The sequence below is a fragment of the Streptomyces sp. NPDC006174 genome (assembly GCF_040614075.1).
Taxonomy (GTDB): Bacteria; Actinomycetota; Actinomycetes; order Streptomycetales; family Streptomycetaceae; genus Streptomyces.
In genome coordinates this window covers 53,677-73,964 of the sequence record NZ_JBEXTJ010000014.1, presented here as the reverse complement: position 1 = coordinate 73,964, position 20,288 = coordinate 53,677, and the positions used below count along the sequence as shown (strand labels likewise).

The 20,288-nt window shown below is 71.7% G+C and carries 24 protein-coding genes; 9 read left to right on the top strand and 15 right to left on the bottom strand.

Annotated elements, in window-relative coordinates; genetic code table 11:
• Nucleotides 1-15 precede the first annotated feature (15 nt).
• Nucleotides 16-786 carry a TetR/AcrR family transcriptional regulator C-terminal domain-containing protein gene (locus ABZ267_RS27675; protein ID WP_356755723.1) on the bottom strand — a complete coding sequence of 257 codons (771 nt, stop codon included), beginning with the start codon at nucleotides 784-786 and terminating at the stop codon, nucleotides 16-18.
• A gap of 111 nt (nucleotides 787-897) precedes the next feature.
• Here ABZ267_RS27675 and ABZ267_RS27670 point away from each other — a divergent pair, with 111 nt between their 5' ends.
• Together ABZ267_RS27670 and ABZ267_RS27665 are read left to right on the top strand one after the other, a co-directional pair.
• Complete coding sequence (locus ABZ267_RS27670) at nucleotides 898-1,878, top strand: ATP-binding cassette domain-containing protein (RefSeq protein WP_356755725.1); 981 nt, start codon at nucleotides 898-900, stop codon at nucleotides 1,876-1,878.
• Entirely contained in the window at nucleotides 1,871-2,659 is a 789-nt protein-coding gene (locus tag ABZ267_RS27665; RefSeq protein WP_356755727.1) for an ABC transporter permease, read from the top strand. The genes ABZ267_RS27670 and ABZ267_RS27665 overlap by 8 nt, the downstream gene beginning before the upstream one ends.
• Nucleotides 2,660-2,678: 19 nt before the next feature.
• Here the strand turns inward: ABZ267_RS27665 and ABZ267_RS27660 are convergent, their stop codons facing one another.
• The 3 genes from ABZ267_RS27660 to ABZ267_RS27650 all read right to left on the bottom strand — a co-directional run bounded on the left by ABZ267_RS27660 (nucleotide 2,679) and on the right by ABZ267_RS27650 (nucleotide 5,596).
• A complete protein-coding gene (locus ABZ267_RS27660; RefSeq protein WP_356755729.1) occupies nucleotides 2,679-3,929 on the bottom strand; it encodes a GNAT family N-acetyltransferase in 1,251 nt (416 codons plus the stop codon).
• 82 nt (nucleotides 3,930-4,011) lie between these two features.
• The gene (locus tag ABZ267_RS27655) at nucleotides 4,012-4,986 is read right to left on the bottom strand and encodes an asparaginase (protein WP_356755730.1); all 975 of its coding nucleotides are present in this window, start codon (nucleotides 4,984-4,986) and stop codon (nucleotides 4,012-4,014) included.
• Between the two features lie 97 nt (nucleotides 4,987-5,083).
• Nucleotides 5,084-5,596: an ABC transporter substrate-binding protein gene (locus ABZ267_RS27650; protein WP_356755783.1), complete on the bottom strand. Its 513-nt coding sequence runs from the start codon at nucleotides 5,594-5,596 to the stop codon at nucleotides 5,084-5,086.
• A 223-nt stretch (nucleotides 5,597-5,819) separates the two neighbouring features.
• On the opposite strand from ABZ267_RS27650, the gene dtd reads away from it, so the two are divergent.
• Nucleotides 5,820-6,269, top strand: a complete 450-nt coding sequence (gene dtd / locus ABZ267_RS27645) for a D-aminoacyl-tRNA deacylase (protein ID WP_356755732.1) — start codon at nucleotides 5,820-5,822, stop codon at nucleotides 6,267-6,269.
• Between the two features lie 50 nt (nucleotides 6,270-6,319).
• Here the strand turns inward: dtd and ABZ267_RS27640 are convergent, their stop codons facing one another.
• The 3 genes from ABZ267_RS27640 to ABZ267_RS27630 form a co-directional block, all read right to left on the bottom strand.
• Nucleotides 6,320-7,285, bottom strand: a complete 966-nt coding sequence (locus ABZ267_RS27640; RefSeq protein WP_356755734.1) for a folate-binding protein — start codon at nucleotides 7,283-7,285, stop codon at nucleotides 6,320-6,322.
• A gap of 10 nt (nucleotides 7,286-7,295) precedes the next feature.
• A complete protein-coding gene (locus ABZ267_RS27635; protein ID WP_356755735.1) occupies nucleotides 7,296-7,736 on the bottom strand; it encodes a transcriptional repressor in 441 nt (146 codons plus the stop codon).
• Nucleotides 7,737-7,800: 64 nt separating this feature from the next.
• Nucleotides 7,801-8,373 (bottom strand): FABP family protein, encoded by a 573-nt coding sequence (locus ABZ267_RS27630; RefSeq protein WP_356755737.1) that lies wholly within the window; start codon nucleotides 8,371-8,373, stop codon nucleotides 7,801-7,803.
• A 293-nt stretch (nucleotides 8,374-8,666) separates the two neighbouring features.
• Between ABZ267_RS27630 and ABZ267_RS27625 the strand changes: the two genes are divergently transcribed.
• Nucleotides 8,667-9,029 (top strand): DsrE family protein, encoded by a 363-nt coding sequence (locus tag ABZ267_RS27625; protein ID WP_356755739.1) that lies wholly within the window; start codon nucleotides 8,667-8,669, stop codon nucleotides 9,027-9,029.
• Nucleotides 9,030-9,048: 19 nt separating this feature from the next.
• Here the strand turns inward: ABZ267_RS27625 and ABZ267_RS27620 are convergent, their stop codons facing one another.
• From ABZ267_RS27620 to ABZ267_RS27585, 8 genes are all read right to left on the bottom strand, one after another.
• A complete protein-coding gene (locus ABZ267_RS27620) occupies nucleotides 9,049-9,306 on the bottom strand; it encodes a DUF3099 domain-containing protein (protein WP_356755741.1) in 258 nt (85 codons plus the stop codon).
• Nucleotides 9,307-9,431: 125 nt separating this feature from the next.
• Nucleotides 9,432-9,719 carry a DUF1416 domain-containing protein gene (locus tag ABZ267_RS27615; RefSeq protein ID WP_018490348.1) on the bottom strand — a complete coding sequence of 96 codons (288 nt, stop codon included), beginning with the start codon at nucleotides 9,717-9,719 and terminating at the stop codon, nucleotides 9,432-9,434.
• Nucleotides 9,720-9,761: 42 nt separating this feature from the next.
• Nucleotides 9,762-10,601 carry a sulfurtransferase gene (locus ABZ267_RS27610; protein WP_356755743.1) on the bottom strand — a complete coding sequence of 280 codons (840 nt, stop codon included), beginning with the start codon at nucleotides 10,599-10,601 and terminating at the stop codon, nucleotides 9,762-9,764.
• 168 nt (nucleotides 10,602-10,769) lie between these two features.
• The gene (locus ABZ267_RS27605; RefSeq protein ID WP_350240574.1) at nucleotides 10,770-10,850 is read right to left on the bottom strand and encodes a putative leader peptide; all 81 of its coding nucleotides are present in this window, start codon (nucleotides 10,848-10,850) and stop codon (nucleotides 10,770-10,772) included.
• A gap of 261 nt (nucleotides 10,851-11,111) precedes the next feature.
• Nucleotides 11,112-11,801, bottom strand: a complete 690-nt coding sequence (locus ABZ267_RS27600) for a DUF2993 domain-containing protein (RefSeq protein WP_356755745.1) — start codon at nucleotides 11,799-11,801, stop codon at nucleotides 11,112-11,114.
• A 164-nt stretch (nucleotides 11,802-11,965) separates the two neighbouring features.
• Nucleotides 11,966-13,339 (bottom strand): hypothetical protein, encoded by a 1,374-nt coding sequence (locus ABZ267_RS27595; RefSeq protein WP_356755747.1) that lies wholly within the window; start codon nucleotides 13,337-13,339, stop codon nucleotides 11,966-11,968.
• A gap of 10 nt (nucleotides 13,340-13,349) precedes the next feature.
• The gene (locus ABZ267_RS27590; protein WP_356755748.1) at nucleotides 13,350-13,604 is read right to left on the bottom strand and encodes a MoaD/ThiS family protein; all 255 of its coding nucleotides are present in this window, start codon (nucleotides 13,602-13,604) and stop codon (nucleotides 13,350-13,352) included.
• 46 nt (nucleotides 13,605-13,650) lie between these two features.
• A complete protein-coding gene (locus tag ABZ267_RS27585) occupies nucleotides 13,651-14,571 on the bottom strand; it encodes an alpha/beta fold hydrolase (protein WP_356899730.1) in 921 nt (306 codons plus the stop codon).
• Between the two features lie 269 nt (nucleotides 14,572-14,840).
• Here ABZ267_RS27585 and ABZ267_RS27580 point away from each other — a divergent pair, with 269 nt between their 5' ends.
• The 5 genes from ABZ267_RS27580 to ABZ267_RS27560 all read left to right on the top strand — a co-directional run bounded on the left by ABZ267_RS27580 (nucleotide 14,841) and on the right by ABZ267_RS27560 (nucleotide 20,095).
• Nucleotides 14,841-15,647 (top strand): response regulator transcription factor, encoded by an 807-nt coding sequence (locus tag ABZ267_RS27580; protein WP_356755752.1) that lies wholly within the window; start codon nucleotides 14,841-14,843, stop codon nucleotides 15,645-15,647.
• Between the two features lie 24 nt (nucleotides 15,648-15,671).
• Nucleotides 15,672-16,706, top strand: a complete 1,035-nt coding sequence (locus tag ABZ267_RS27575; RefSeq protein WP_356755754.1) for a LacI family DNA-binding transcriptional regulator — start codon at nucleotides 15,672-15,674, stop codon at nucleotides 16,704-16,706.
• Nucleotides 16,707-16,798: 92 nt separating this feature from the next.
• The gene (locus ABZ267_RS27570) at nucleotides 16,799-17,851 is read left to right on the top strand and encodes a trypsin-like peptidase domain-containing protein (protein WP_356755785.1); all 1,053 of its coding nucleotides are present in this window, start codon (nucleotides 16,799-16,801) and stop codon (nucleotides 17,849-17,851) included.
• A gap of 55 nt (nucleotides 17,852-17,906) precedes the next feature.
• The gene (locus ABZ267_RS27565; RefSeq protein WP_356755755.1) at nucleotides 17,907-18,644 is read left to right on the top strand and encodes a response regulator transcription factor; all 738 of its coding nucleotides are present in this window, start codon (nucleotides 17,907-17,909) and stop codon (nucleotides 18,642-18,644) included.
• Entirely contained in the window at nucleotides 18,641-20,095 is a 1,455-nt protein-coding gene (locus ABZ267_RS27560) for a HAMP domain-containing sensor histidine kinase (protein ID WP_356755757.1), read from the top strand. The genes ABZ267_RS27565 and ABZ267_RS27560 overlap by 4 nt, the downstream gene beginning before the upstream one ends.
• Nucleotides 20,096-20,288: the final 193 nt, after the last annotated feature.

The window sequence follows — 20,288 nt, the reverse complement described above, 5'->3', positions numbered from 1 at the left end:
CAGCACGGGCACCTCCTAGGACGTGCCCGTGCTCCGGATCAGCGTCTCGACGCCGTCCAGCAGGGTCGCCAGACCGAAGGTGAACTCGTAGTCCGGGTCGTCCGGTTCGCTCATCACGCCGGAGGCCAGCAGCCGGTGGATCGCCGGATGGCGGGCCGGGTCGACCAGCCGCCGCAAGGTGCGCTCATGGCCGGCCACCACCTCCTCCGGAGAGCTGCCGCGCGCGGTGACGGCGGCGGCGAGGTCGCTCATCAGCAGCGCCTCGCTCCGTACGAAGTTGGAGATCAGCAGGATCACCGAGATCTTGTCGCCCTCGCCGAGCCCACTGCCTTCCAGCGCCTGCAGCCCCTGCTCCCACCAGGCGAGCGAGTTCGGCGTGGCGGGCGGGCCGCCGATCGGGATGCGGAGAACCCAGAGGTTGGCGAGGAACTGCTCGCGCTGCCCGGTGGCCCACTCGGTGAGCGCCTCGCGCCAGCCCGCGCCGGCCTCCAGTGCGGCGAGCGGAGCCGGCGGGCCGATGGCCGCCTCCTGCATCAGGACGTAGAGCTCGTCCTTGGCGGAGACGTACCGGTACAGCGACATCGTGGAGGCGCCGACCTCCTGCGCGACCCGGCCCATCGACACCGCCGCGAGCCCCTCGGCCGCCGCCACGGCCACCGCCGCCGACACGATCCGCTCCAGGCTCAGACCGGGCTTCGGCCCCTTCGCCGGGCGCTCCCGCAGCCCCCAGGCGGCCTCGATGGAGGCCGGCAGGTCACCGCCGCCGGTGCTGCTCTTCTCCGCCACCGCATCCCCTTGCCCGCGTCCCGCCACGCCTGTGCGCCTTGACCCCATCCTAGAGTTGCGTAATGCTTACGCAAAAACGCGTATGTCATACGCAGAAGGGGGCCAGCCACCATGACCAGCCCGAGCACCGAGAAGAACGGGTACGCCATCGAGGCGTACGGCCTCACCAAGTCCTACGGGAGCCACGGAAAGCGCGGAGAGCCCGCCGTCCGTGTCCTGGACGGCCTCGACCTCCGCGTCGGACACGGCAGCGTCTTCGCGCTGCTCGGCCCGAACGGAGCCGGCAAGACCACCTCCGTACGGATCCTCGCCACGCTCACCACCGCCGACTCCGGCACCGCCCGCGTCGCCGGGTACGACGTCGTCGCCGAGCGGAGCGCGGTGCGCCGCGCGATCAGCCTCACCGGCCAGTTCGCCGCCGTCGACGAGACCCAGACCGGCGCGGAGAACCTGCGGATGATGGGCCGGCTCACCGGCCTGACCCGCTCCGCCGCCCGCCGCCGGGCCGAGGAGCTGCTGGAGCGCTTCGACCTCACCGCGGCGGCCCGGCGGCCGGCCCGTACGTACTCCGGTGGCATGCGCCGCCGGTTGGACCTGGCCGCCGGGCTCGTCGGCTCACCGGAGCCCGGCGTCTTCTTCCTGGACGAGCCGACCACCGGCCTCGACCCGCGCAGCCGCCAGGAGCTGTGGCAGGTGGTCCGAGGGCTGGCGGAGCGCGGCGCGAGCATCCTGCTCACCACGCAGTACCTGGAGGAGGCCGACCGCCTCGCCGACCGGATCGTCCTGCTGGACAAGGGCCGCGTCGCCGCCGAAGGCACCGCCGCCGACCTCAAGGGCCGGGTCTCCGGCCACCGCATCGACCTGGTCGTCACCAGCCACGCCGCCTACCTCCGGCTGGCCGGCCGCGCCGTCCACCACTCCCCCGAGACGCTGACCCTCGGCCTGCCCACCGACGGCAGCGCCGCCCACGTCCGCGCGCTGCTCGACGAGATCGACCCGGCCGGCACCGAGATCGACCGCTTCACCCTGCACAGCGCGACCCTCGACGACGTCTTCCTGGCCCTCACCTCGGAGGTACCGGCCCATGTCTGACCCGGCCACCGCACACCGCCTGGGAGGAACCGCCCAGGCAGCCGTCATGGCCGGCCGCAGCCTGCGCATCAGCCGCCGCAACACCGACGCGCTGATCATGTCGCTGGCCCTGCCGATCATGCTGATGCTGATCTTCGTCTACTTCTTCGGCGGCGCGATCAACACCGGGGCGGCCTACGACTCGTACGTCACGTACGTCGTCCCCGGCGTCCTGCTCCTGTGCGCCGGGTTCGGTGCGGCGACCACCGCCACCGCCGTCAGCGAGGACATGAAGGGCGGCATCATCGACCGCTTCCGTTCGCTGGACGTGGGCGGTACGCCGGTGCTCGCCGGCCATGTCGCGGCGAGCACCGTCCGCAATCTGGTCGCCACCGCCGTGGTCTTCGGTGTCGCGCTGCTCATCGGCTTCCGGCCGGCGGCCGGCTGGGACGGCTGGCTCCTCGCGGCCGCCGTCCTGATCGCCTACATCGTGGCGCTGTCCTGGATCTCGGCGGCGATCGGCCTGCTGGCGAAGAGTCCGGAGGCGGCGAGCGGCTTCACGTTTTTCATGTCGTTCCTGCCCTACCCGAGCAGCGCGTTCGTCCGGATCGAGTCGATGCCGAGCTGGCTGCACGGCTTCGCCGAACACCAGCCGATCACGCCGGCCATCGACTCCCTGCGGCTGCTCCTGCTGGATCAGCCGGCGGGCAACTCACCCTGGATCGCGCTCGCCTGGGCCGGCGGGATGGTGACGGTGGCGATGGTCGTCTCAGGAGCGCTGTTCCGGATGAGGACGCGCTGAGGACGGCGGCCGGCGCGGCTCAGAAGACGTCCGGGCACCAAGGACGGCGTCCCGTACGGAAGACGGCGTCCGCCGTCACCGCCGCGCCGGTCCGCAGCTCCTCGGCCCGGCCCAGGTCCACCAGCCGCCGCGCCGACTCGTCGCCGAGATACAGCGCCGCCAACTCCCCTGCCCCCAGCGCCAGATCGGCGCTCCGGGTGGTCGGGGTGCAGCGCGCGCCGTCCGGTGAGACGTCCAGCAGATAGCGTCCCTCGGCCACGCCTCCGCCGTCCCGGACGTCCAGGACGAGCGACGCCTCACGCTCGTAACCACGGGCCTGAAGCGCGCGCTCCACGTCCAGCAGCCGCAGCCAGAGCCAGTCCGCGTGCGTGACCGTCCTGGCGGCGCGGGGGTCAGGGAGGAACTGCGGGAGGAGGTCGTCCGGGGCGCGGGAGCCGGAGCGGACCGTGGTGATCCAGTCGACCGAGCAGAGGAAGAGCCACAGCGCCCGCTCGGCGGCCGGAGTGAGCGCGATCAGGTCGCGTACGGTCGCGGTGTTCAGCGGCTGCTTGGCGTCGCCCCACTTGTCGTCGGTGTCGTAGACCAGCAGGCCGTCGACCTCGCCCGACGCGTCGCGGCGGATGACGTAGAACGGTTCGTTCCACTTCTCGTGGGCCGGGATGACGGTCGTGCCGGTGTGCCGCTTCCACCAGCGCTCGCCGCGGCTGACGACGCCGGGCCGGAGCGCCGCCAGCCGGGTGTGCAGCTCGGGGCCGTACTTGCGGACGTCGGCGCCGTCCACCATCTCGATCCGGCCGCCGTCCTCCGGCTGGCCCGACCGGCGCGGGTCCAGTCCGGCGCGGTGGACGGAGACCTCCCACTCGGTGGTCCAGGTGGCCGGGCCGAAGCCGAACCGCCCGTAGATCGGGTACTCGGCGGCGATCAGCGTGGCGACCACCTCGCCGCGCTCCTTCGCCGCCGCCAGGTCGGCCGCCATCATCCGGCTCAGCAGCCCGCGCCGGCGGTGCGTCGGCGCCACCGTCACGCCGCTGATCGCGTCGGCCGCCACCGTGGCGCCGCCCACCACGGTCAGCTCCTGTGCGAACGAGCGGTACGTCGCCACGCACCGCCCGGCGTCGAACGCGCCCTGGAGGCGGGAGAGGTCGGTGTCGGCGAGCCGGTCGGCGACATCCTCCTCGCTCGGTGAACCGGCGGTCAGAAAACCGTTCTGCACCGCCCGCAGCCAGTCGGGATAGTCGGACGCGGTGACCGTACGGACGTCGAGGCTCATACCGCCACGCTAAGCAGACCCGCCTCGGAATGTCGCGCGAATTTCGCCGCGCGCAACGCCGGCCGGACGCCTCACGCGGAGCTCAGAACGCCGCGCGGATTTCGCCGACCTCGACCGCGCCGCCGAGCAGCGGCGAACGTCCGATCCGCGCGACCACCGGCGCGTCCACGCCGAGCAGCTCCAGCGCGCGGGCCAGCACCGGCCCGAGCGCGCGGGTCGCGCCGTCGTCGATCTTGAAGGCGAGGGCCCGTCCGTCGGCCAGCGCCACCGCCTGCACGGCCTCGGCGCCCATCTTCGACAGCGTCCCCGGCACCTCGCTCATCAGCCAGGTGTCCGGCCGCCGCGTGCCCGCCACGTACTCCGGGTGCGCGCGCATGGCGTCCGCGACCCGGCGCTCGGCGCTGCCCGGCTCCGCCAGCACGAAGGACCGGAAGGCGCGGGCCAGGCCGGTCAGTCCGATCGCCATCAGCGGAGCACCGCAGCCGTCGGTGCCGAGCGAGGCGACCGGCTCGCCCGCCGCCTCGGCCACGACCTGGCCGACGAGGAGCTGGAGCGGGTGCACGGGATCGAGGTAGCTCGCGGTGTCCCAGCCGTTGCGGACGCAGGCGGCGAGCATGGCGGCGTGCTTGCCGGAGCAGTTCATGGTGATCCGCTCGCGTACGTTCCCGGCGGCGAGGTAGGCCTCGGCGGCGACCGGGTCCAGCGGCAGATCGGGCGGGGTCTGGAGGTCGTCGGCGGACAGCCCGTGCTCGGCGAGCATCTTCGCCACCAGTTCGAGGTGGAAGGGCTCTCCCGAATGGCTGGCCGCCGCCAGCGCCAGCCGCTCACCGGAGAGCTCCAGGCCGGCCCTCAGGATCGCGGCGGCCTGCATCGGCTTGTTGGAGGACCGCGGGAAGACCGGGGCGGCGGGGTCGCCGAGCGCGTACTCCACGCTGCCGTCGGCGGCGAGCAGGACCAGCGAACCGCGGTGGTGGCCCTCGGTGAACCCGGACCGTACGACCTCGGCCAGCACGGGCGGGGCGGGGGCTATGGCGGCGGGGGCGTCGGTCGACGTCATGGTGGCCTTCCGAAGACGGGTTGCGTACGGGAAACCGCCGCCCGGAAGGATCGGCCGGACGGTCGGGGTGCGGGACCCGCCGTCCGGAAGGGTCGCTTCAGGCGAGCAGGTCGTCCACTTGGGCTTCTCCGTCACGGTACCTGCGGGCGATCTCCGCGCTGCAATCGTCGGTGGTGCGCTGGAGCTCGTGACGGCGCCGGGAGACCTGCTGCTCGTAGCGGACCAGGCGGCCCATCGCGTCGTGCAGCTCCTCGTCCGTCCGGGCCGCCAGGTCGGAGAGCTCCACCTCGGCCAGGGTCTCGGCGGCGAGCCGCCGGAACTCGTCGCCGCGCGGCGTCGTCAGCGTGACGTGCCGGGCGGAGGTGCGGTGCCGGGACGGTGCGTCGGCGAGGATCTCCGAGAGCCGGTCCACCACCGGGGCCTCCGGAACCGGCGCCTGCGGATCCCGCCGGCGGCCCAGCTCGGCGCGGAGGATGTCGATCCGGCCCTGGACCAGCCGGCGTACGTAACTGAGGTCGGCCTCGTCCCGCTGCGCGTCTCGCCGCAGCGTCCGCAGCTCCGGCAGCCGCAGCCCGCCGAACCCGGCCTCGCCGCCGCCCTGCTCCGGCACGGACGCGAGCCCGGGCCGCGGCGGCCGTACGGGTGGGTGCAGGGTGCTGGTGCGGGTTGACGCGCCCGGTACGGGCCCGGGAGATTGTCCGGCTCCATAGGTACTCATGCTGTTCCGTCCCCTCGACCGGTGCGTCGGCACACCGCCATCGTGCATCGTGCCACCCTGCGAGGTGCCCACGCCCACACTCTGTACCCGTTCAGCCCAAGATAGGTTGGTCTGTATGCGTGCAGTGGTACAGCGAGTGGACGGTGCGAGCGTCTCGGTGGCCGGGACGGGCGAGGACCCGTCGGCGGCCGGTGTGGTCGGCGAGATCGTCGGCGAAGGCCTGTGTGTGCTGGTCGGAGTCACCCATGAGGACACTCCGGAGAAGGCGGCCCAGCTGGCCCGCAAGCTCTGGTCCGTCCGCATCCTGGAGGGCGAGAAGTCCTGTTCGGATGTGAATGCCCCCCTCCTGGTGATTTCGCAGTTCACCCTCTACGGGGACGCCCGGAAGGGCCGCCGTCCCACCTGGAACGCGGCGGCGCCGGGCGCGGTGGCCGAGCCGCTGGTGGACGAGGTGGTGGCCCAGCTGCGGGCGCTCGGCGCGGAGGTGGCGACGGGCCGGTTCGGAGCGGACATGCGGGTCTCGCTCACGAACCACGGCCCGTTCACGGTGATCATCGAGGTGTGAGGCCGTACGGCTCCGGGATCATCGAGGTGTGAGGCTTACCGCTCCGGGGCCTACGGCTCGACGACCGTCTCCTGAGCCGCCGCCGTGTCCCCGGCGATCAGCTCGGCGTCCACCGCCACGTTCCGCTTGACCAGGGCCAGCGCGATCGGGCCCAGCTCGTGGTGGCGGGCCGAGGTGGTGATGAAGCCGAGCTGCCGGCCCTCCTCACCGTCGGCGGCCAGCCGTACCGGCGTTCCGTGGCCGGGCAGGTGCACCTCGCTGCCGTCCAGGTGCAGGAAGACCAGCCGGCGCGGCGGCTTCCCCAGGTTGTGGACGCGGGCGACGGTCTCCTGGCCCCGGTAGCACCCCTTCTGCAGGTGGACGGCGGTGCCGATCCAGCCCAGCTCGTGCGGGATGGTGCGGTGGTCGGTCTCGAAGCCGACGCGCGGCCGGTGCGCCTCGACGCGCAGCGCCTCGTACGCCAGGATGCCGACGGCCGGGCCGTTGGCGGCGGCGTACGCCTCCAGGTCGGCACGCGGCAGGAACAGGTCCCGGCCCTGCGCGGTCTCCCGTACGGCAACGCCTTCCGGGACCTCCACGATGGAACCGGCCGGCAGGTGCACGACGGCGGTGTCCGCGGTGCGGTCGGCGACCTCGACGCGGTAGAAGAACTTCATCGACTCCAGGTAGGCGATGAGATCGCCTTCGGTGCCGGGTTCGACGTGCATCCACACGGTGGTGCCGTCGTCCACCAGGTACATCGCGTGCTCGATGTGCCCGTTGGCGGAGAGGATCAGGGCCTCGGTCGCCTGGTGCGGTGCGAGGTCGCTGACGTGCTGGGTGAGCAGCAGGTGCAGCCAGCTCAGCCGGTCGTCACCGGTGACGGCGACGACGCCGCGGTGGGAGAGGTCGACGAGGCCGTTGCCGTCGGCGAGGGCGCGTTGCTCGCGGAACAGGTCGCCGTAGTGTGCGGCGACTCCTTCGTCGCGGCCTTCGGCGGCGACGGCGCCGGGCAGGGACAGCAGGGGGCTCTTCATACCGCCCAGCCTACGGCTCGGGCTGCTCGTCCTTCGCGGCCGTACAGGCCTCGCACCGGCCGAAGATCGCGAAGTGCTTCATATCGGTCTCGAAGCCGAAGTCGGCGCGGAGCTTGTCGGTGAACTCGGTGACGACGGAGACGTCCGCCTCGATGACGTCCTCGCAGTCCCGGCAGACCAGGTGGATGTGGTGGTGCCGGTCGGCCAGGTGGTACGTCGGAGCGCCGTGACCGAGGTGCGCGTGGCTGACCAGCCCGAGCTCCTCCAGCAGCTCCAGGGTCCGGTAGACGGTGGAGATGTTCACGCCGGAGGCGGTTTTGCGCACCTCGCACAGGATGGAGTCCGGAGTCGCGTGTTCCAGGACGTCCACGGCCTCCAGGACGAGCTGACGCTGCGGCGTCAGCCGGTAGCCACGCTGCCGAAGATCGGTCTTCCAGTCGGTGCTCACCACGGGCCCAGTGTAGAGCGGGTGAGCACCGGCCTGGAGGCTGGTGCGGTACGGGCCTGTGCGCGGCCTACTTGAAGAACGCGATGCCGTCGTCCGGCATGTCCGGGAGGTTGCGCGCCATCTCGGCGACCTCTTCCGGGGTGACGACCTTCTTCAGGTGCGCCGACATGTACGGCCGCAGCTCGACATCGGGCGTCGACTTCTCGCCGACCCACATGAGGTCGCTGTTCACGTACCCGTAGAGCCGCTTGCCACCGCTGTACGGGCCGGAGGCCGCGGTGCGGGCGACCGCGTCGGTGACCAGGTCGATCTGCGGCTTCTGCTTCGCCAGCTCGCCGTACCAGATCTCGACGACGCCCTGGTCGCGGACCATGACGATCTCGACCTTGCGGTCCTTGTCGATGCGCCAGTAGCCGGACTCCGACTCCAGCGGCCGCACCTGGTTGCCCTCGCCGTCCAGGACCCAGGAGTGGGAGACGTACTCCAGGAAGTCACGGCCGTCGTGGCTGAATGTGACCTCCTGTCCGAAGTTGCACTTCTCGGCCCCGGGGAAGTCGGAGACGCCCGCGCCCGCCCACTTGCCGATGAGGAAGGCCAGCGGGACGAGGTCCGGGTGGAGGTCGGACGGAATCTCGATCATGAGCGCTCAGACGATCTGTGAGGGAGGGGAGGAACGATCGGGTGCGGCGAGGGTCAGCGCTGGCCCTGGTACAGCTTCTTCACGGCGACGACCGTGAAGGCGAGCACGCCGACGCAGACCAGGATGAGCAGGGCGGAGAAGAATGCCTCAAGCACGAAGGGCTCCTCGGAATGAGCGGTATGACGGCAGTACAGGGCCGCGCCCCAGCCTAATGGGTGGAGGTCGGGCCTTCTCGTCCAGGTGGCGGACGTGCGGCCGAACGGGGCCGGCCGGCGCCGATTACAGTTCGGGCCATGTCGAAGAAGCTCGTGATCAAGGTGACCGCCGGGCCCGAAGCCGCCGAGCGCTGTTCGCAGGCCTTCACCGTGGCGGCGGTGGCCGTGGCCAGTGGCGTGGAGGTCTCGCTCTGGCTGACCGGGGAGTCGTCGTGGTTCGCGCTGCCGGGGCGGGCCGCCGAGTTCGAACTGCCTCATGCCGCACCGCTGCCCGATCTGCTCGACTCGATCCTGGCGGGCGGCCGGGTCACCCTCTGCACGCAGTGCGCGGCCCGGCGGGAGATCACGGAGAAGGACGTGGTGGACGGCGTACGGATCGCGGGCGCGCAGGTCTTCGTGCAGGAGGCCATGGCGGACGGCACACAGGCGCTCGTCTACTGATCCCTCCCCGGGGGCGGGCTCAGTGGCGCTTCTTCCCGTCCAGCTCGTCCCACCACTCGTCCGACTTCGGGTCGCCGGAGGGGCCGTCCCACCAGCGGTCCTCCGGTCCCCGCCGGTTGGCGAGCACCGCGGCGATCGGCGGGATCACCATCGCGACCAGGCACATCACGATGGCGGCCGGCATCGACCACAGGCGGACGACGGCCCAGGCGGAGACGAAGAGGGCCACGCATCCACCCATCAGGAGGAAGTAGTTCCGCCGGCGTCGGACGTACATACCTCCAGCGTAGGACGGTCTCCGGACGGCGCGAAGGGCCGCACCCCGCGTCAGGTGGCGTCCAACCCCCTGGGGTGCGGCCCTTCGGCCGTATCGGTGCCGCCGGTCGGCGGCCATGCCGTGGATCAGACGGCGATCGCGACCTCGGAGAGTCCACCGGTCTGCGCGACGACCGTGCGGTCGGCACTGCCGCCCGGGACCAGGGCGCGGAGCGTCCAGGTGCCCTCGGCCGCGTAGAAGCGGAACTGTCCGGTCGCCGAGGTCGGGACCTCGGCGGTGAACTCTCCGGTCGAGTCCAGCAGACGCACGTAACCGGTGACGGGCTCGCCGTCGCGGGTCACGCTGCCCTGGATGGTGGTCTCACCGGGCTTGATCGTCGAAGCGTCGGGGCCGCCGGCCTTTGCTCCACACATGGGGTTCTGTCCTTCTGGTCGAAGTGGTGCTGGTCGGACGGGTTACTTGTTGGCGCCGAGCTCGATCGGCACGCCGACGAGGGAGCCGTACTCGGTCCAGGAACCGTCGTAGTTCTTGACGTTCTCCTGGCCCAGCAGCTCGTGCAGCACGAACCAGGTGAGCGCGGAGCGCTCACCGATGCGGCAGTACGCGATGGTGTCCTTCGACAGGTCGACCTGCTCGTCCTCGTAGAGGGCCTTGAGCTCGTCGTCCGACTTGAAGGTGCCGTCGTCGTTGGCGTTCTTCGACCACGGGATGTTGCGGGCGCTCGGGACGTGGCCCGGGCGCTGCGACTGCTCCTGCGGGAGGTGGGCCGGGGCGAGCAGCTTGCCGCTGAACTCGTCGGGCGAGCGCACGTCGACCAGGTTCTGGCTGCCGATGGCCTTCACGACGTCGTCGCGGTAGGCGCGGATCGACTCGTCCTGCGGCTTGGCCTGGTACTGCGTGGCCGGGCGCGTGGGTACGGCGTCGGTCAGGTCGCGGGAGTCCAGCTCCCACTTCTTGCGGCCGCCGTCGAGGAGCTTCACGTTCTCGTGGCCGTACAGCTTGAAGTACCAGTAGGCGTAGGAGGCGAACCAGTTGTTGTTGCCGCCGTAGAGGACGACCAGCGTGTCGTTGTCGATGCCCTTCTCGCTGAGCAGCTTCTCGAAGCCGGCCTGGTCCACGAAGTCACGGCGGACCGGGTCCTGGAGGTCCTTCGTCCAGTCGATCCGGATCGCGTTCTTGATGTGGTTCTTCTCGTACGCCGAGGTGTCCTCGTCGACCTCGACGATGGCGACCTGCGGGTCGTCGATGTGGGCCTCGACCCAGTCGGCGTCTACCAGGACGTCGCTGCGGCTCATGTTGTTCTCCTCCGGGGCAGTCTGCGGCGGGTGGTGCGAGATGCGGAGTGATCGTGCGGGTGTGCGGGTATACACGCGGACGGACGGAGCGTGGCGCGTAGGAGGCACGGGGCCGGCCCTGACGGTGGTCGAAGGGCCGAGGGATGCGGGACGGACGAACGGCCCCGCTCAGGAGGTGCGACAGAGCATGGCGGCGACGCGGCACAGGTCTACTGCCCGCCGCTTCGTGAGATCCGCCTGTCGCTTCATGGGTCCGATCGTAGGGAGGTACGGGCGGAGATGTCACCGTCGTGTCGCATCGTGAGACGCGATCATCCACGATGCGAGACGTGGAGCGTGGAGGCACGCCCCGGGACCCATCTCCCGTCACCCTTCGGCCGCCGCGCATCTGCGGACCGGACTCCGGTGTCTCACTATCCGGATCGAGCCCGTGAGCCGTCCGGCTCATGGCGCTGAGCTGATCGGATCGGCGCGCTGAGCTGTCCGGATCGGCGCGGTATGCGGGCGCGCTCAGCCCGTCAGCGACACGTCCGAGCCGTTCAGCCCGATCTCCAGGCCGCTCTCCGTCACCTGGATCTTCCGGAGTCCGAGGCCCTTCGGCAGACCGTCGATGTCCCTTTCGAAGTCCGTCCTCGTCCGCACCAGCTGCTCCACGCCCGGAATGCCCTCGCCCGGCACCTCGTCCGCGCGCACCTTGATCGTGTGGCCGTCGACCCGGGTCACGGTGGACAGCACGCTGCGGGAGATCGAGCGGCCGAGGATCTCGACCGTGCCGGTGACCTTCACCTTGCCGTCGCCGCCGTACGCGACGGTGACGCCGTCCTCCGCCGCCGCCGTCAGGTCCGCGTACGAGACGACGGCGGTGCCGGTGGCTCGGGCCGCCGTGGCGGAGGAGTAACCGGATCCGAGCTTCACGTCGTGCAGCCGCGCCCGCACCTCACCGACCCGTATCGCACGGCCCGCGGCCTCGGTCCTCATGTCCTTCAGCGTCACGTCGACCCGGTCGAACTCGGAGGCGGCGAGCTGCGTCAGGAACGGGAAGCCCTTGATCGAGATCTCGGTCGTCCCGGCGCTGCCACCGCTGATCCTGACCCGGTCCTCGGCCTCCGACTCGGCGAAGTGCAGCGCCAGCCGGTCGGCCGCGACGAAGAGGGCGCCGACCACCACCAGCAGGACCAGCAGTATTCGCAGTGCGCGCATGTATGTGGTTCCCCCACCTCGGCCGTACGGTCAGTGCCCCCGGGTGATCGACGTGCGGCCCCACCCGATCGGTTCCCGGAGCGCGTACCCGCGTTGAGGGCATGTCAGGCCCGTACGACCCGGTGAATACGCGTCAGGCCGGCGCGCGGCCGGGTCCGTACGCGTCAGACCAGCGCGCGGCCGATCAGGTAGACCGCCGGAGCCGCCGCGGTGAGCGGCAGCGCCACGCCCGCCGTCATGTGGACGAACCGCGACGGATAGTCGTAGCTCGCCACCCGCAGCCCGATCAGCGCGCAGACGCCCGCCGCGAGGCCGAGGAGCGCGCCTTGGCCGCCGTACTCCGTGAAGCCGCCCACCGCGATGCCGGCGCCCGCGCTCGCGAGCAGCGCCACCACGACCGACGCGATGCCCGGCAGCGGCAGCGCACGGGCGAGCACGGCGGCCGCGACCGCCACTCCGCCGACCGTCACCGCGTCCGGGATCGCCGCGAGATGTCCGGCGGCGAGGACCGCCAGGGCCGCCGAGACGACCGTGGCCATCAGGCCGGACATCCGCTCCTCGCCGGTCGCGTGGCTGCGGAGCTGGAGGACCACCGTGAGCAGCACCCAGACCCCGAGCGTGCCCAGGAGCGCGGCGGGCCCGTGCTCCCGGCCGGCCGCGAGGAGCGCGACATCGGCGACGAGGCCGCCCGCGAAGGCGAGCGCGATGCCCTGGCGGGCCGGCCACATGCCGTTCAGCCGGAACCAGCCGGCGGCGGTCACCGCCTGGAGGAGGACGAGCGGGACGAGCAGCGCGTACGAGCCGATGGCCGCGCCGCCCGCGAGGAGCAGGCCGAGCACGGCGGTGATCGCGGCGGGCTGCATCCCGGGCGCGATGATCGGCGACCGGCCTTCGGCCCGGGCCCGCTGGGCGTCGGTGATCCGGGCGTTGCCGAGGGTGGTGGGAGCGCTGTAGCCGTCGGGACCTGGCTGGGCCGACTGCGCGGCCGGAGGTACGGGAGTGGGCGCGGCGGCCGGGGCCGGGGCCGGTGCCTCGGGCGGCAGCGGGAGCGAGCCGGAGGCACCCTGAGGCGGGAGATACGGCTGGGGCTCCTGGTACTGCGGCGGGTGGTGAGGCTCCTGGTACTGCGGGTGCTGCTGGGGTTCCTGGTACGGCTGGTGTGCCTGCTGGTGCTGGGGCTCCTGGTACGGCTGGTGCTGCGGCTGCGGTGTCCCGTACGGGTCGTGCTGCTGCTGCCCGGTCCCGTACGAGTCCTGCTGCCCGGCTCCGTACGCCTCCGGCCGTCCGTAAGCCTGGCCCTGCGGCTGTCCGTAAGCCTGGCCCTGCCCCTGCTGGTAAGGCCCCGGATCCCGCTGGATCGCCGGCTGGTACTGCGTGTCCCAGGTCGGCGCCTGCCACGTCTGCGTCCCGCTCTGGTCGTAGCCGCCGGGCTCCTGCGGCAGCGCGGACCGGCCGGTCGTCCCGTCCGGCCAGTGGTGCGGCGCCTGCGGCTGCTGAGGCTCGTACGGATACGGGTACTGCTGATCGCTGCTGCTCATGGCCTGCGGTTCACCCTCCTGCGAACGGCGGGAGCACCTCGACCGTGCCGCCCTCGGCAAGGCGTACGGTCTCATGCCCACGGGTACCGACGGGGTTGCCGTCGATGAGGAACGAGCACCGCTGGAGCACGCGGCTCAGCTCGCCGGGGTGCCTCTCGCGTACCGCGTCGAGCGCCTCGGCGAGGGTCTCCGCCGCGTACGGCTCCTCCGCGATGCCCGCGGCGGCCTTGGCCGCGGCCCAGTAGCGGATCGTCCCCGCTGCCATGGCGCCACTCCTTCGGTCGGTTCGTGCGTCAGCTCTCCATGATGGGTCACGCGGAGAGCGCGCCCGTCGCCCAGTCGGCGATCCGGGCCAGCAGGGCGTCGTCCGCCGCGTTCTCCGCGTGCCCCATCCCGCGCTCCAGCCACAGCTCCGCACCGCCCTCCCCGGCCGCTTCCGCCAGCATCCGCGGGTGGTCGAGCGGGAAGTACGGGTCCCGGTCGCCGTGGACGAGCAGCAGCGGCGCCGGGGCGATGAGCGGGACGGCGGCGACCGGCGGGAGCGGGACGGGGTTCCAGTCGTCGGTGGCGATCCGGGTACGGAATCCGTACCGGCCGACGAGGCGGCCCGAGGGCCGGGTCACCACCCAGTGCAGGCGACGCATCGGAGCCGTACCGCGGTAGTACCAGCGGGCCGGAGAGCTGACCGCGACCACCGCGTCCGAGTGCGCCCCCAAGTGCGCCTCCATGCGCTGTTCGCGCACCGGTACACGAACGGCCGTATCGCGTGCCTCCGATGCGTCCGTATACAGAGCGCCGTGCCGGAGCACCACGGAGCCGCCCATGGAGAACCCGACCGTGACGACCCGCGCGTGCCCGAGGGTCCGCGCCCACGCCACCGCGGCGGCCAGATCCAGCACCTCGCGGTCGCCGACCGTGGAGCGCCCGCCGGACCGGCCGTGGCCCCGGAACGAGAACGTGATCACGGCCGCACGCTGCGAGAACACCCGCGCGGCGCGGCGTACGGCAGGCCGGTCGGCCGAGCCGGTGAAGCCGTGCGCGACGACGATCACGGGGACGTCGGCCACCGGCTGCGTACGGCCTCCGGCGGCTGCCGCGGAACCCGCCGTACACGGTTCGTACACCGCCTCGACCGGGATCCCGTCATCGGTGAGCAATGTGGCGAATCGTGGGACCCGCGTGAGCAAGGGAACAGAAGAACTCAGGAATCGACCCTCGGACGCGGAAGTCATGTGGGCTATTCTGCTGCGAAGAGGACCTGGGCAATGCAGCCCCCGGGTCCTTTTGTGCTTTCCGAGCGTTGTTACGCAGACGTTTCGAGAAGCTCAGCGGTCCCCGGGGCGCGGGACCGCTTGTCATACCGGCTTGACGTACGAAGCAGTGCCGCATACTCCCCCGGGTCCGACCCGGGAGTGCCCCTCTCGCAGGGAACGAGGAGGACCGACGTAATGGGCGAGCGAACCGTGCACCACGATCGACCGAACCAGGCAGGTGGGCGGCGATGAGTTCACTGCTGCTGTTGACGAACGCACTCCAGCCGTCGACGGAGGTGCTCCCCGCCCTCGGCCTCCTGCTGCACAGCGTGCGGGTGGCCCCCGCCGAGGGCCCGGCCCTGGTGGACACCCCGGGCGCCGACGTGATCCTCATCGACGGGCGCCGCGACCTGCCGCAGGTCCGCTCGCTCTGTCAGCTGCTGCGGTCCACCGGACCGGGCTGTCCGCTGATCCTGGTCGTCACCGAGGGCGGCCTCGCGGCCGTCACGGCGGACTGGGGCATCGACGACGTGCTGCTGGACACCGCGGGTCCGGCGGAGGTGGAGGCGCGGCTGCGGCTGGCCACCGGCCGGCAGCAGATCACCTCCGACGACTCCCCGATGGAGATCCGCAACGGCGACCTCTCCGTCGACGAGGCCACCTACAGCGCGAAACTCAAGGGCCGGGTCCTGGACCTGACCTTCAAAGAATTCGAACTGCTGAAATACCTGGCCCAGCACCCGGGCCGCGTCTTCACCCGCGCGCAGCTCCTCCAGGAGGTGTGGGGCTACGACTACTTCGGCGGTACGCGGACGGTCGACGTCCACGTCCGGCGGCTGCGCGCCAAGCTCGGCCCCGAGCACGAGTCGCTGATCGGGACCGTCCGCAACGTCGGCTACCGCTTCGTCACGCCGGAGAAGGTGGAGCGCGCCGCCGAGGAGGCGAAGGAGCGGGCGGCCGCGCAGCGGAAGGCGGAGGGACCCGTCGCCCGTTCGGAGCAGTCCTCCGCGGCCACGACGGCGGAAGAAGCGCCGGTGGAGGCTGCCAAGAGGTAGTTCCATCCGCGTAGACTGCCGCGCGTGGCCAAGGTGACGCGGGACGATGTGGCGAGACTGGCGGGGACGTCGACCGCGGTCGTCAGCTACGTCATCAACAACGGACCCCGGCCGGTCGCCCCGGCCACGCGCGAGCGGGTGCTCGCCGCGATCAAGCAGCTGGGTTACCGGCCGGACCGGGTCGCGCAGGCCATGGCCTCGCGGCGGACCGACCTCATAGGAATGATCGTCCCGGACGCCCGGCAGCCCTTCTTCGCGGAGATGGCGCACGCGGTCGAACAGGCCGCCGCCGAGCGCGGAAAAATGGTGCTCGTCGGCAACTCCGACTACCGCGACGAGCGCGAGGTCCACTATCTGCGGGCCTTCCTCGGTATGCGCGTCTCCGGGCTGATCCTGGTCAGCCAGGGCCCGAGCGAGCGCGCGGCGGCGGAGATAGAGGCGTGGGACGCCCGGGTCGTGCTGCTGCACGAGCGGCCCGAGGCGATCGACGACGTGGCGGTCGTGACGGACGACGTCGGCGGTGCCCAGCTCGCCACCCGCCACCTCCTGGAGCACGGTCATCCGTACGTGGCCTGCCTCGGCGGCACGGAGGAGACCCCGGCGGTCGGCGACCCGGTCGCGGACCACGTCGAGGGGTGGCGGCGGGCCATGCAGGAGTCCGGCCGCTCGACGGAGGGCCGGCTGTTCCAGGCTCCGTACAACCGTTACGACGCCTATCAGGTGGCCCTCGGCCTGCTCGCCGGCCCGGACCGGCCGCCGGCGATCTTCTGCGCCACGGACGACCAGGCCATCGGCGTGCTGCGGGCGGCGCGTGAGCTGCGCATCGACGTGCCGGGTGAGCTGGCGGTGGCGGGCTTCGACGACGTGAAGGAGGCCGGGCTCACCGATCCGCCGCTGACCACGGTCTTCTCCGACCGGCCGGCGATGGCGCGGGCGGCGGTGGACCTGGTGCTGGACGACTCGCTGCGGGTCGTCGGCTCGCGGCGGGAGCGGCTGAAGCAGTTCCCGTCGGCGCTCGTGATCCGGCGCTCGTGCGGCTGCGGAGAGCCGACGGCGTAGGACCGCTCGCTGGTCTTTACAGCGGGCATACGCGCTTCTTCCGGGCTTCTCAGGACGTACTCAGGTTGCTCTCATGTTCGGTGGCCAGCCTGATGGACATGACGGAGAACCTTCGCCCGAGCGGCGCGCACTCGACGGACCAGGACCCGACCTCGTACGCCTACGGCACCACGGCGTACGACGGCAGCACGGCGTACGACGGCGCGTCGAGCAGCTACCCGCCGCCGCCTCCGTACGCTCCCACCGACCGGCGCAAGGCCAAGCGGCCGGTGGCGCTGCTGGCGGCGGTCGCACTCGCGGCGGCGGTGGTCGGCGGCGGTACGGCGACGCTGGTCGGCCAGCTGAACGGTGGCTCCGCCCAGGCGACCGGCTCCACCGGCACGGTTCAGGGCACCACCGTCTCGCAGAGCAGCAAGGGCACGGTCTCCGGCGTCGCGGAGGCGGTCTCCCCTGCCATCGTCGAGATCGGCGCGGCCTCCTCGGCCGGCAGGTCGACCGGGTCCGGCGTCGTGATCACCGGCGACGGCGAGATCGTCACCAACAACCACGTGATCTCCGGCGCCCAGCAGATCGAGGTCACGCTCTCCACCGGCAAGACCTACACCGCCGATGTCGTCGGCACCGACCCGGACAAGGACCTCGCGCTCATCAAGCTGCGCGGCGCGAGCGGGCTGAAGACGGCCGCGCTCGGTGACTCCTCGCAGGTCAAGGTCGGCGACCAGGTGGTGGCGATCGGCTCGCCGGAAGGGCTGACCGGTACGGTCACCAGCGGGATCATCTCGGCGCTGGACCGGGACGTGACGGTGGCGAAGGACGACTCCGGCGACTCGGGCCAGAGCCAGGGCGGCGGAAGCGAGCGGTGGCCGTTCGAGTTCGGCGGGCAGCAGTTCAACGGCGACACGGGCGAGAAGACGACCACGTACAAGGCGCTCCAGACCGACGCGTCCCTCAACCCCGGCAACTCCGGCGGCGCGCTGATCAACATGGACGGCGAGATCATCGGCATCAACTCCGCGATGTACGCGCCGAGTTCCTCGGCGGCGGGCAGCGGTTCGACGGCGGGCAGCGTGGGCCTCGGCTTCGCGATCCCGGTGAACACGCTCAAGGCCGACCTGGACACCCTGCGCGCCGGGAACACCTCCTGACCGTGCGAGGCTGAACCACTCCCACCGGCCGGAACGAGAAGAGGACGACACCGCGATGAGCCCCGCCGAAGACGATCCGCAGCGCATCCTGATCGTCGACGACGAACCGGCCGTACGGGAGGCGCTGCAGCGCAGCCTCGCCTTCGAGGGGTACGGCACGCAGGTGGCGGTCGACGGCTACGACGCGCTGGCGATGGCCGAGGCGTACGCTCCCGACCTCATCGTCCTGGACATCCAGATGCCGCGCATGGACGGCCTCACCGCCGCCCGCCGCATCCGCGCCACCGGCTCCACCACGCCGATCCTCATGCTCACCGCGCGCGACACCGTCGGCGACCGGGTCACCGGACTTGACGCGGGCGCGGACGACTACCTGGTCAAGCCGTTCGAGCTGGACGAGCTGTTCGCCCGCATCCGGGCCCTGCTGCGCCGCAGCTCGTACGCGGCGTCGGCGGCGGGCGCGGAGGTGTCCGACGACGATGTGCTCTCCTTCGCCGATCTGCGGATGGACCTGGCGACGCGCGAGGTCACGCGGGGCGCGCGCCGGGTGGAGCTGACGCGTACCGAGTTCACGCTGCTGGAGATGTTCCTGGCCCATCCGCGCCAGGTGCTGACCCGGGAGCAGATCCTGAAGGCGGTCTGGGGCTTCGACTTCGAGCCGAGCTCCAACTCGCTGGACGTGTACGTGATGTACCTGCGCCGCAAGACGGAGGCCGGCGGCGAGCCGCGCCTGGTCCACACCGTGCGCGGCGTCGGCTACGCGCTCCGTACGGGCGGGAGCGGCGAGGCGTGAGCACGGCGGCACCTCCTCCCAGGAGGGCTCTGGTACGGCGTTTCCGCGCGCTGCCGCTGCGCTCCCGGCTCGCGCTCCTGGTGGCGACGGCGGTGGCGGTGGCGGTCGCGGCGGTGGCGGTGGCGTGCTGGTTCGTGACCCGGGCCCAGCTGGAGGACCAGCTGGACGACTCGCTGCGCAACGCGAAGATGGACAACGAGCCGATGCGCGACCTGCTGTCCTCGTGCCTGAGCGGCGGCCAGCTGCCGGCGCAGGAGTTCCCGGGCCAGTACACCGTGCAGATCGTGGCCGCGAACGGCAGCTACTGCACGGCCCCGAACACCACGCCCGTCCCGGCTCAGCCGAGTGATGTCGCCGTGGCGGCCGGGCGGCGGAGCGACGCGCTGCACACGACGGCGAACGACGACGGCAAGGACATGCGGGTCTACACGCGCAAGCTGCCGCCGGTGGTCAGCTCCGGCCAGGCCAACAATCAGCTCGCGGTCTCGGTGGCCCGCCCGCTCAGCGAGATCGACGCGCCGCTCTCCACGCTCGCCTGGGTCCTCGCGCTGGTCGGCGGCATCGGCGTGATCGGCGCGGGCGCGGCCGGGCTCTGGGTGGCGCGCGCGGGCCTGCGGCCCGTGGACGAACTCACGGAAGCGGTGGAGCATGTGGCGCGCACGGAGGACCTGACCGTACGGATCCCGGTCGACGGCGAGGACGAGATCGCGCGCCTGTCGCACTCGTTCAACTCCATGGCGGCCCAGCTGGCCTCGTCCCGCGACCGCCAGGCGCAGCTGATCGCGGACGCGGGCCATGAGCTGCGCACGCCGCTCACCTCGCTGCGGACCAACGTGGAGCTGCTGGCGCGCAGCGACGAGACGGGCCGGGTGATCCCGCCGGAGGACCGCAAGGCGCTGATGGCCTCGGTGAAGGCGCAGATGACGGAGCTGGCCGCACTCATCGGCGACCTCCAGGAACTGGCCCGCCCGGACGCCGCCGGTCCCGGCCCGCTCCAGGTGGTGGCCCTGCACGACATCACCCGCACCGCCTTGCAACGCGCCCGCCTGCGCGGCCCCGAGCTGACCATCACCGCCGACCTGGCCCCGTGGTACGTACGGGCCGAACCGGCGGCCCTGGAGCGGGCGATCGTCAACGTCCTGGACAACGCGGTGAAGTTCAGCCCGCCCCGCGCCACGATCGACGTGCACCTGCACCGCGGCGAGCTGACGGTACGTGACCGAGGTCCCGGCATCCCCGCCGAGGAGCTCCCGCACGTCTTCGAACGCTTCTGGCGCTCGCCCTCCGCCCGCCAGCTCCCGGGCTCGGGCCTGGGCCTGTCCATCGTGGCCCGCACGGTCCAGCAGGCGGGCGGCGAGATCACGCTGAAGCCGGTCCCGGAGGGCGACGGCCCGGGCACGGTGGCGACGATCAGGCTGCCGGGGGCGCCTACTCCGCCGCCGGGGATGTGAGCATCCGACGGCGCCTGCTGCCCTCATGACGCTATTTCAGGATTTGCATACGTGATCCTTTTCACTTCACGAATAAGTCATTTAGTGAAGTCCTTGTGGAGGACTCGGCGGATGGCATAGAGATTCCCCTGCTCACCGTCGTTGGCCCTGGGGGATTCCGTGCGCGCCGCACGTTCACACGTCATAGCCGTTG

Coding starts and splice junctions, on each gene's coding strand:
- ABZ267_RS27670 (WP_356755725.1), top strand. CDS start 898: ATGACCAGCCCGAGCACCGAGAAGAACGGGTACGCCATCGAGGCGTAC.
- ABZ267_RS27665 (WP_356755727.1), top strand. CDS start 1,871: ATGTCTGACCCGGCCACCGCACACCGCCTGGGAGGAACCGCCCAGGCA.
- ABZ267_RS27660 (WP_356755729.1), bottom strand. CDS start 3,929: ATGAGCCTCGACGTCCGTACGGTCACCGCGTCCGACTATCCCGACTGG.
- ABZ267_RS27655 (WP_356755730.1), bottom strand. CDS start 4,986: ATGACGTCGACCGACGCCCCCGCCGCCATAGCCCCCGCCCCGCCCGTG.
- dtd (WP_356755732.1), top strand. CDS start 5,820: ATGCGTGCAGTGGTACAGCGAGTGGACGGTGCGAGCGTCTCGGTGGCC.
- ABZ267_RS27640 (WP_356755734.1), bottom strand. CDS start 7,285: ATGAAGAGCCCCCTGCTGTCCCTGCCCGGCGCCGTCGCCGCCGAAGGC.
- ABZ267_RS27630 (WP_356755737.1), bottom strand. CDS start 8,373: ATGATCGAGATTCCGTCCGACCTCCACCCGGACCTCGTCCCGCTGGCC.
- ABZ267_RS27625 (WP_356755739.1), top strand. CDS start 8,667: ATGTCGAAGAAGCTCGTGATCAAGGTGACCGCCGGGCCCGAAGCCGCC.
- ABZ267_RS27620 (WP_356755741.1), bottom strand. CDS start 9,306: ATGTACGTCCGACGCCGGCGGAACTACTTCCTCCTGATGGGTGGATGC.
- ABZ267_RS27615 (WP_018490348.1), bottom strand. CDS start 9,719: ATGTGTGGAGCAAAGGCCGGCGGCCCCGACGCTTCGACGATCAAGCCC.
- ABZ267_RS27610 (WP_356755743.1), bottom strand. CDS start 10,601: ATGAGCCGCAGCGACGTCCTGGTAGACGCCGACTGGGTCGAGGCCCAC.
- ABZ267_RS27605 (WP_350240574.1), bottom strand. CDS start 10,850: ATGAAGCGACAGGCGGATCTCACGAAGCGGCGGGCAGTAGACCTGTGC.
- ABZ267_RS27600 (WP_356755745.1), bottom strand. CDS start 11,801: ATGCGCGCACTGCGAATACTGCTGGTCCTGCTGGTGGTGGTCGGCGCC.
- ABZ267_RS27595 (WP_356755747.1), bottom strand. CDS start 13,339: ATGAGCAGCAGCGATCAGCAGTACCCGTATCCGTACGAGCCTCAGCAG.
- ABZ267_RS27590 (WP_356755748.1), bottom strand. CDS start 13,604: ATGGCAGCGGGGACGATCCGCTACTGGGCCGCGGCCAAGGCCGCCGCG.
- ABZ267_RS27585 (WP_356899730.1), bottom strand. CDS start 14,571: ATGACTTCCGCGTCCGAGGGTCGATTCCTGAGTTCTTCTGTTCCCTTG.
- ABZ267_RS27580 (WP_356755752.1), top strand. CDS start 14,841: ATGAGTTCACTGCTGCTGTTGACGAACGCACTCCAGCCGTCGACGGAG.
- ABZ267_RS27570 (WP_356755785.1), top strand. CDS start 16,799: ATGGACATGACGGAGAACCTTCGCCCGAGCGGCGCGCACTCGACGGAC.
- ABZ267_RS27565 (WP_356755755.1), top strand. CDS start 17,907: ATGAGCCCCGCCGAAGACGATCCGCAGCGCATCCTGATCGTCGACGAC.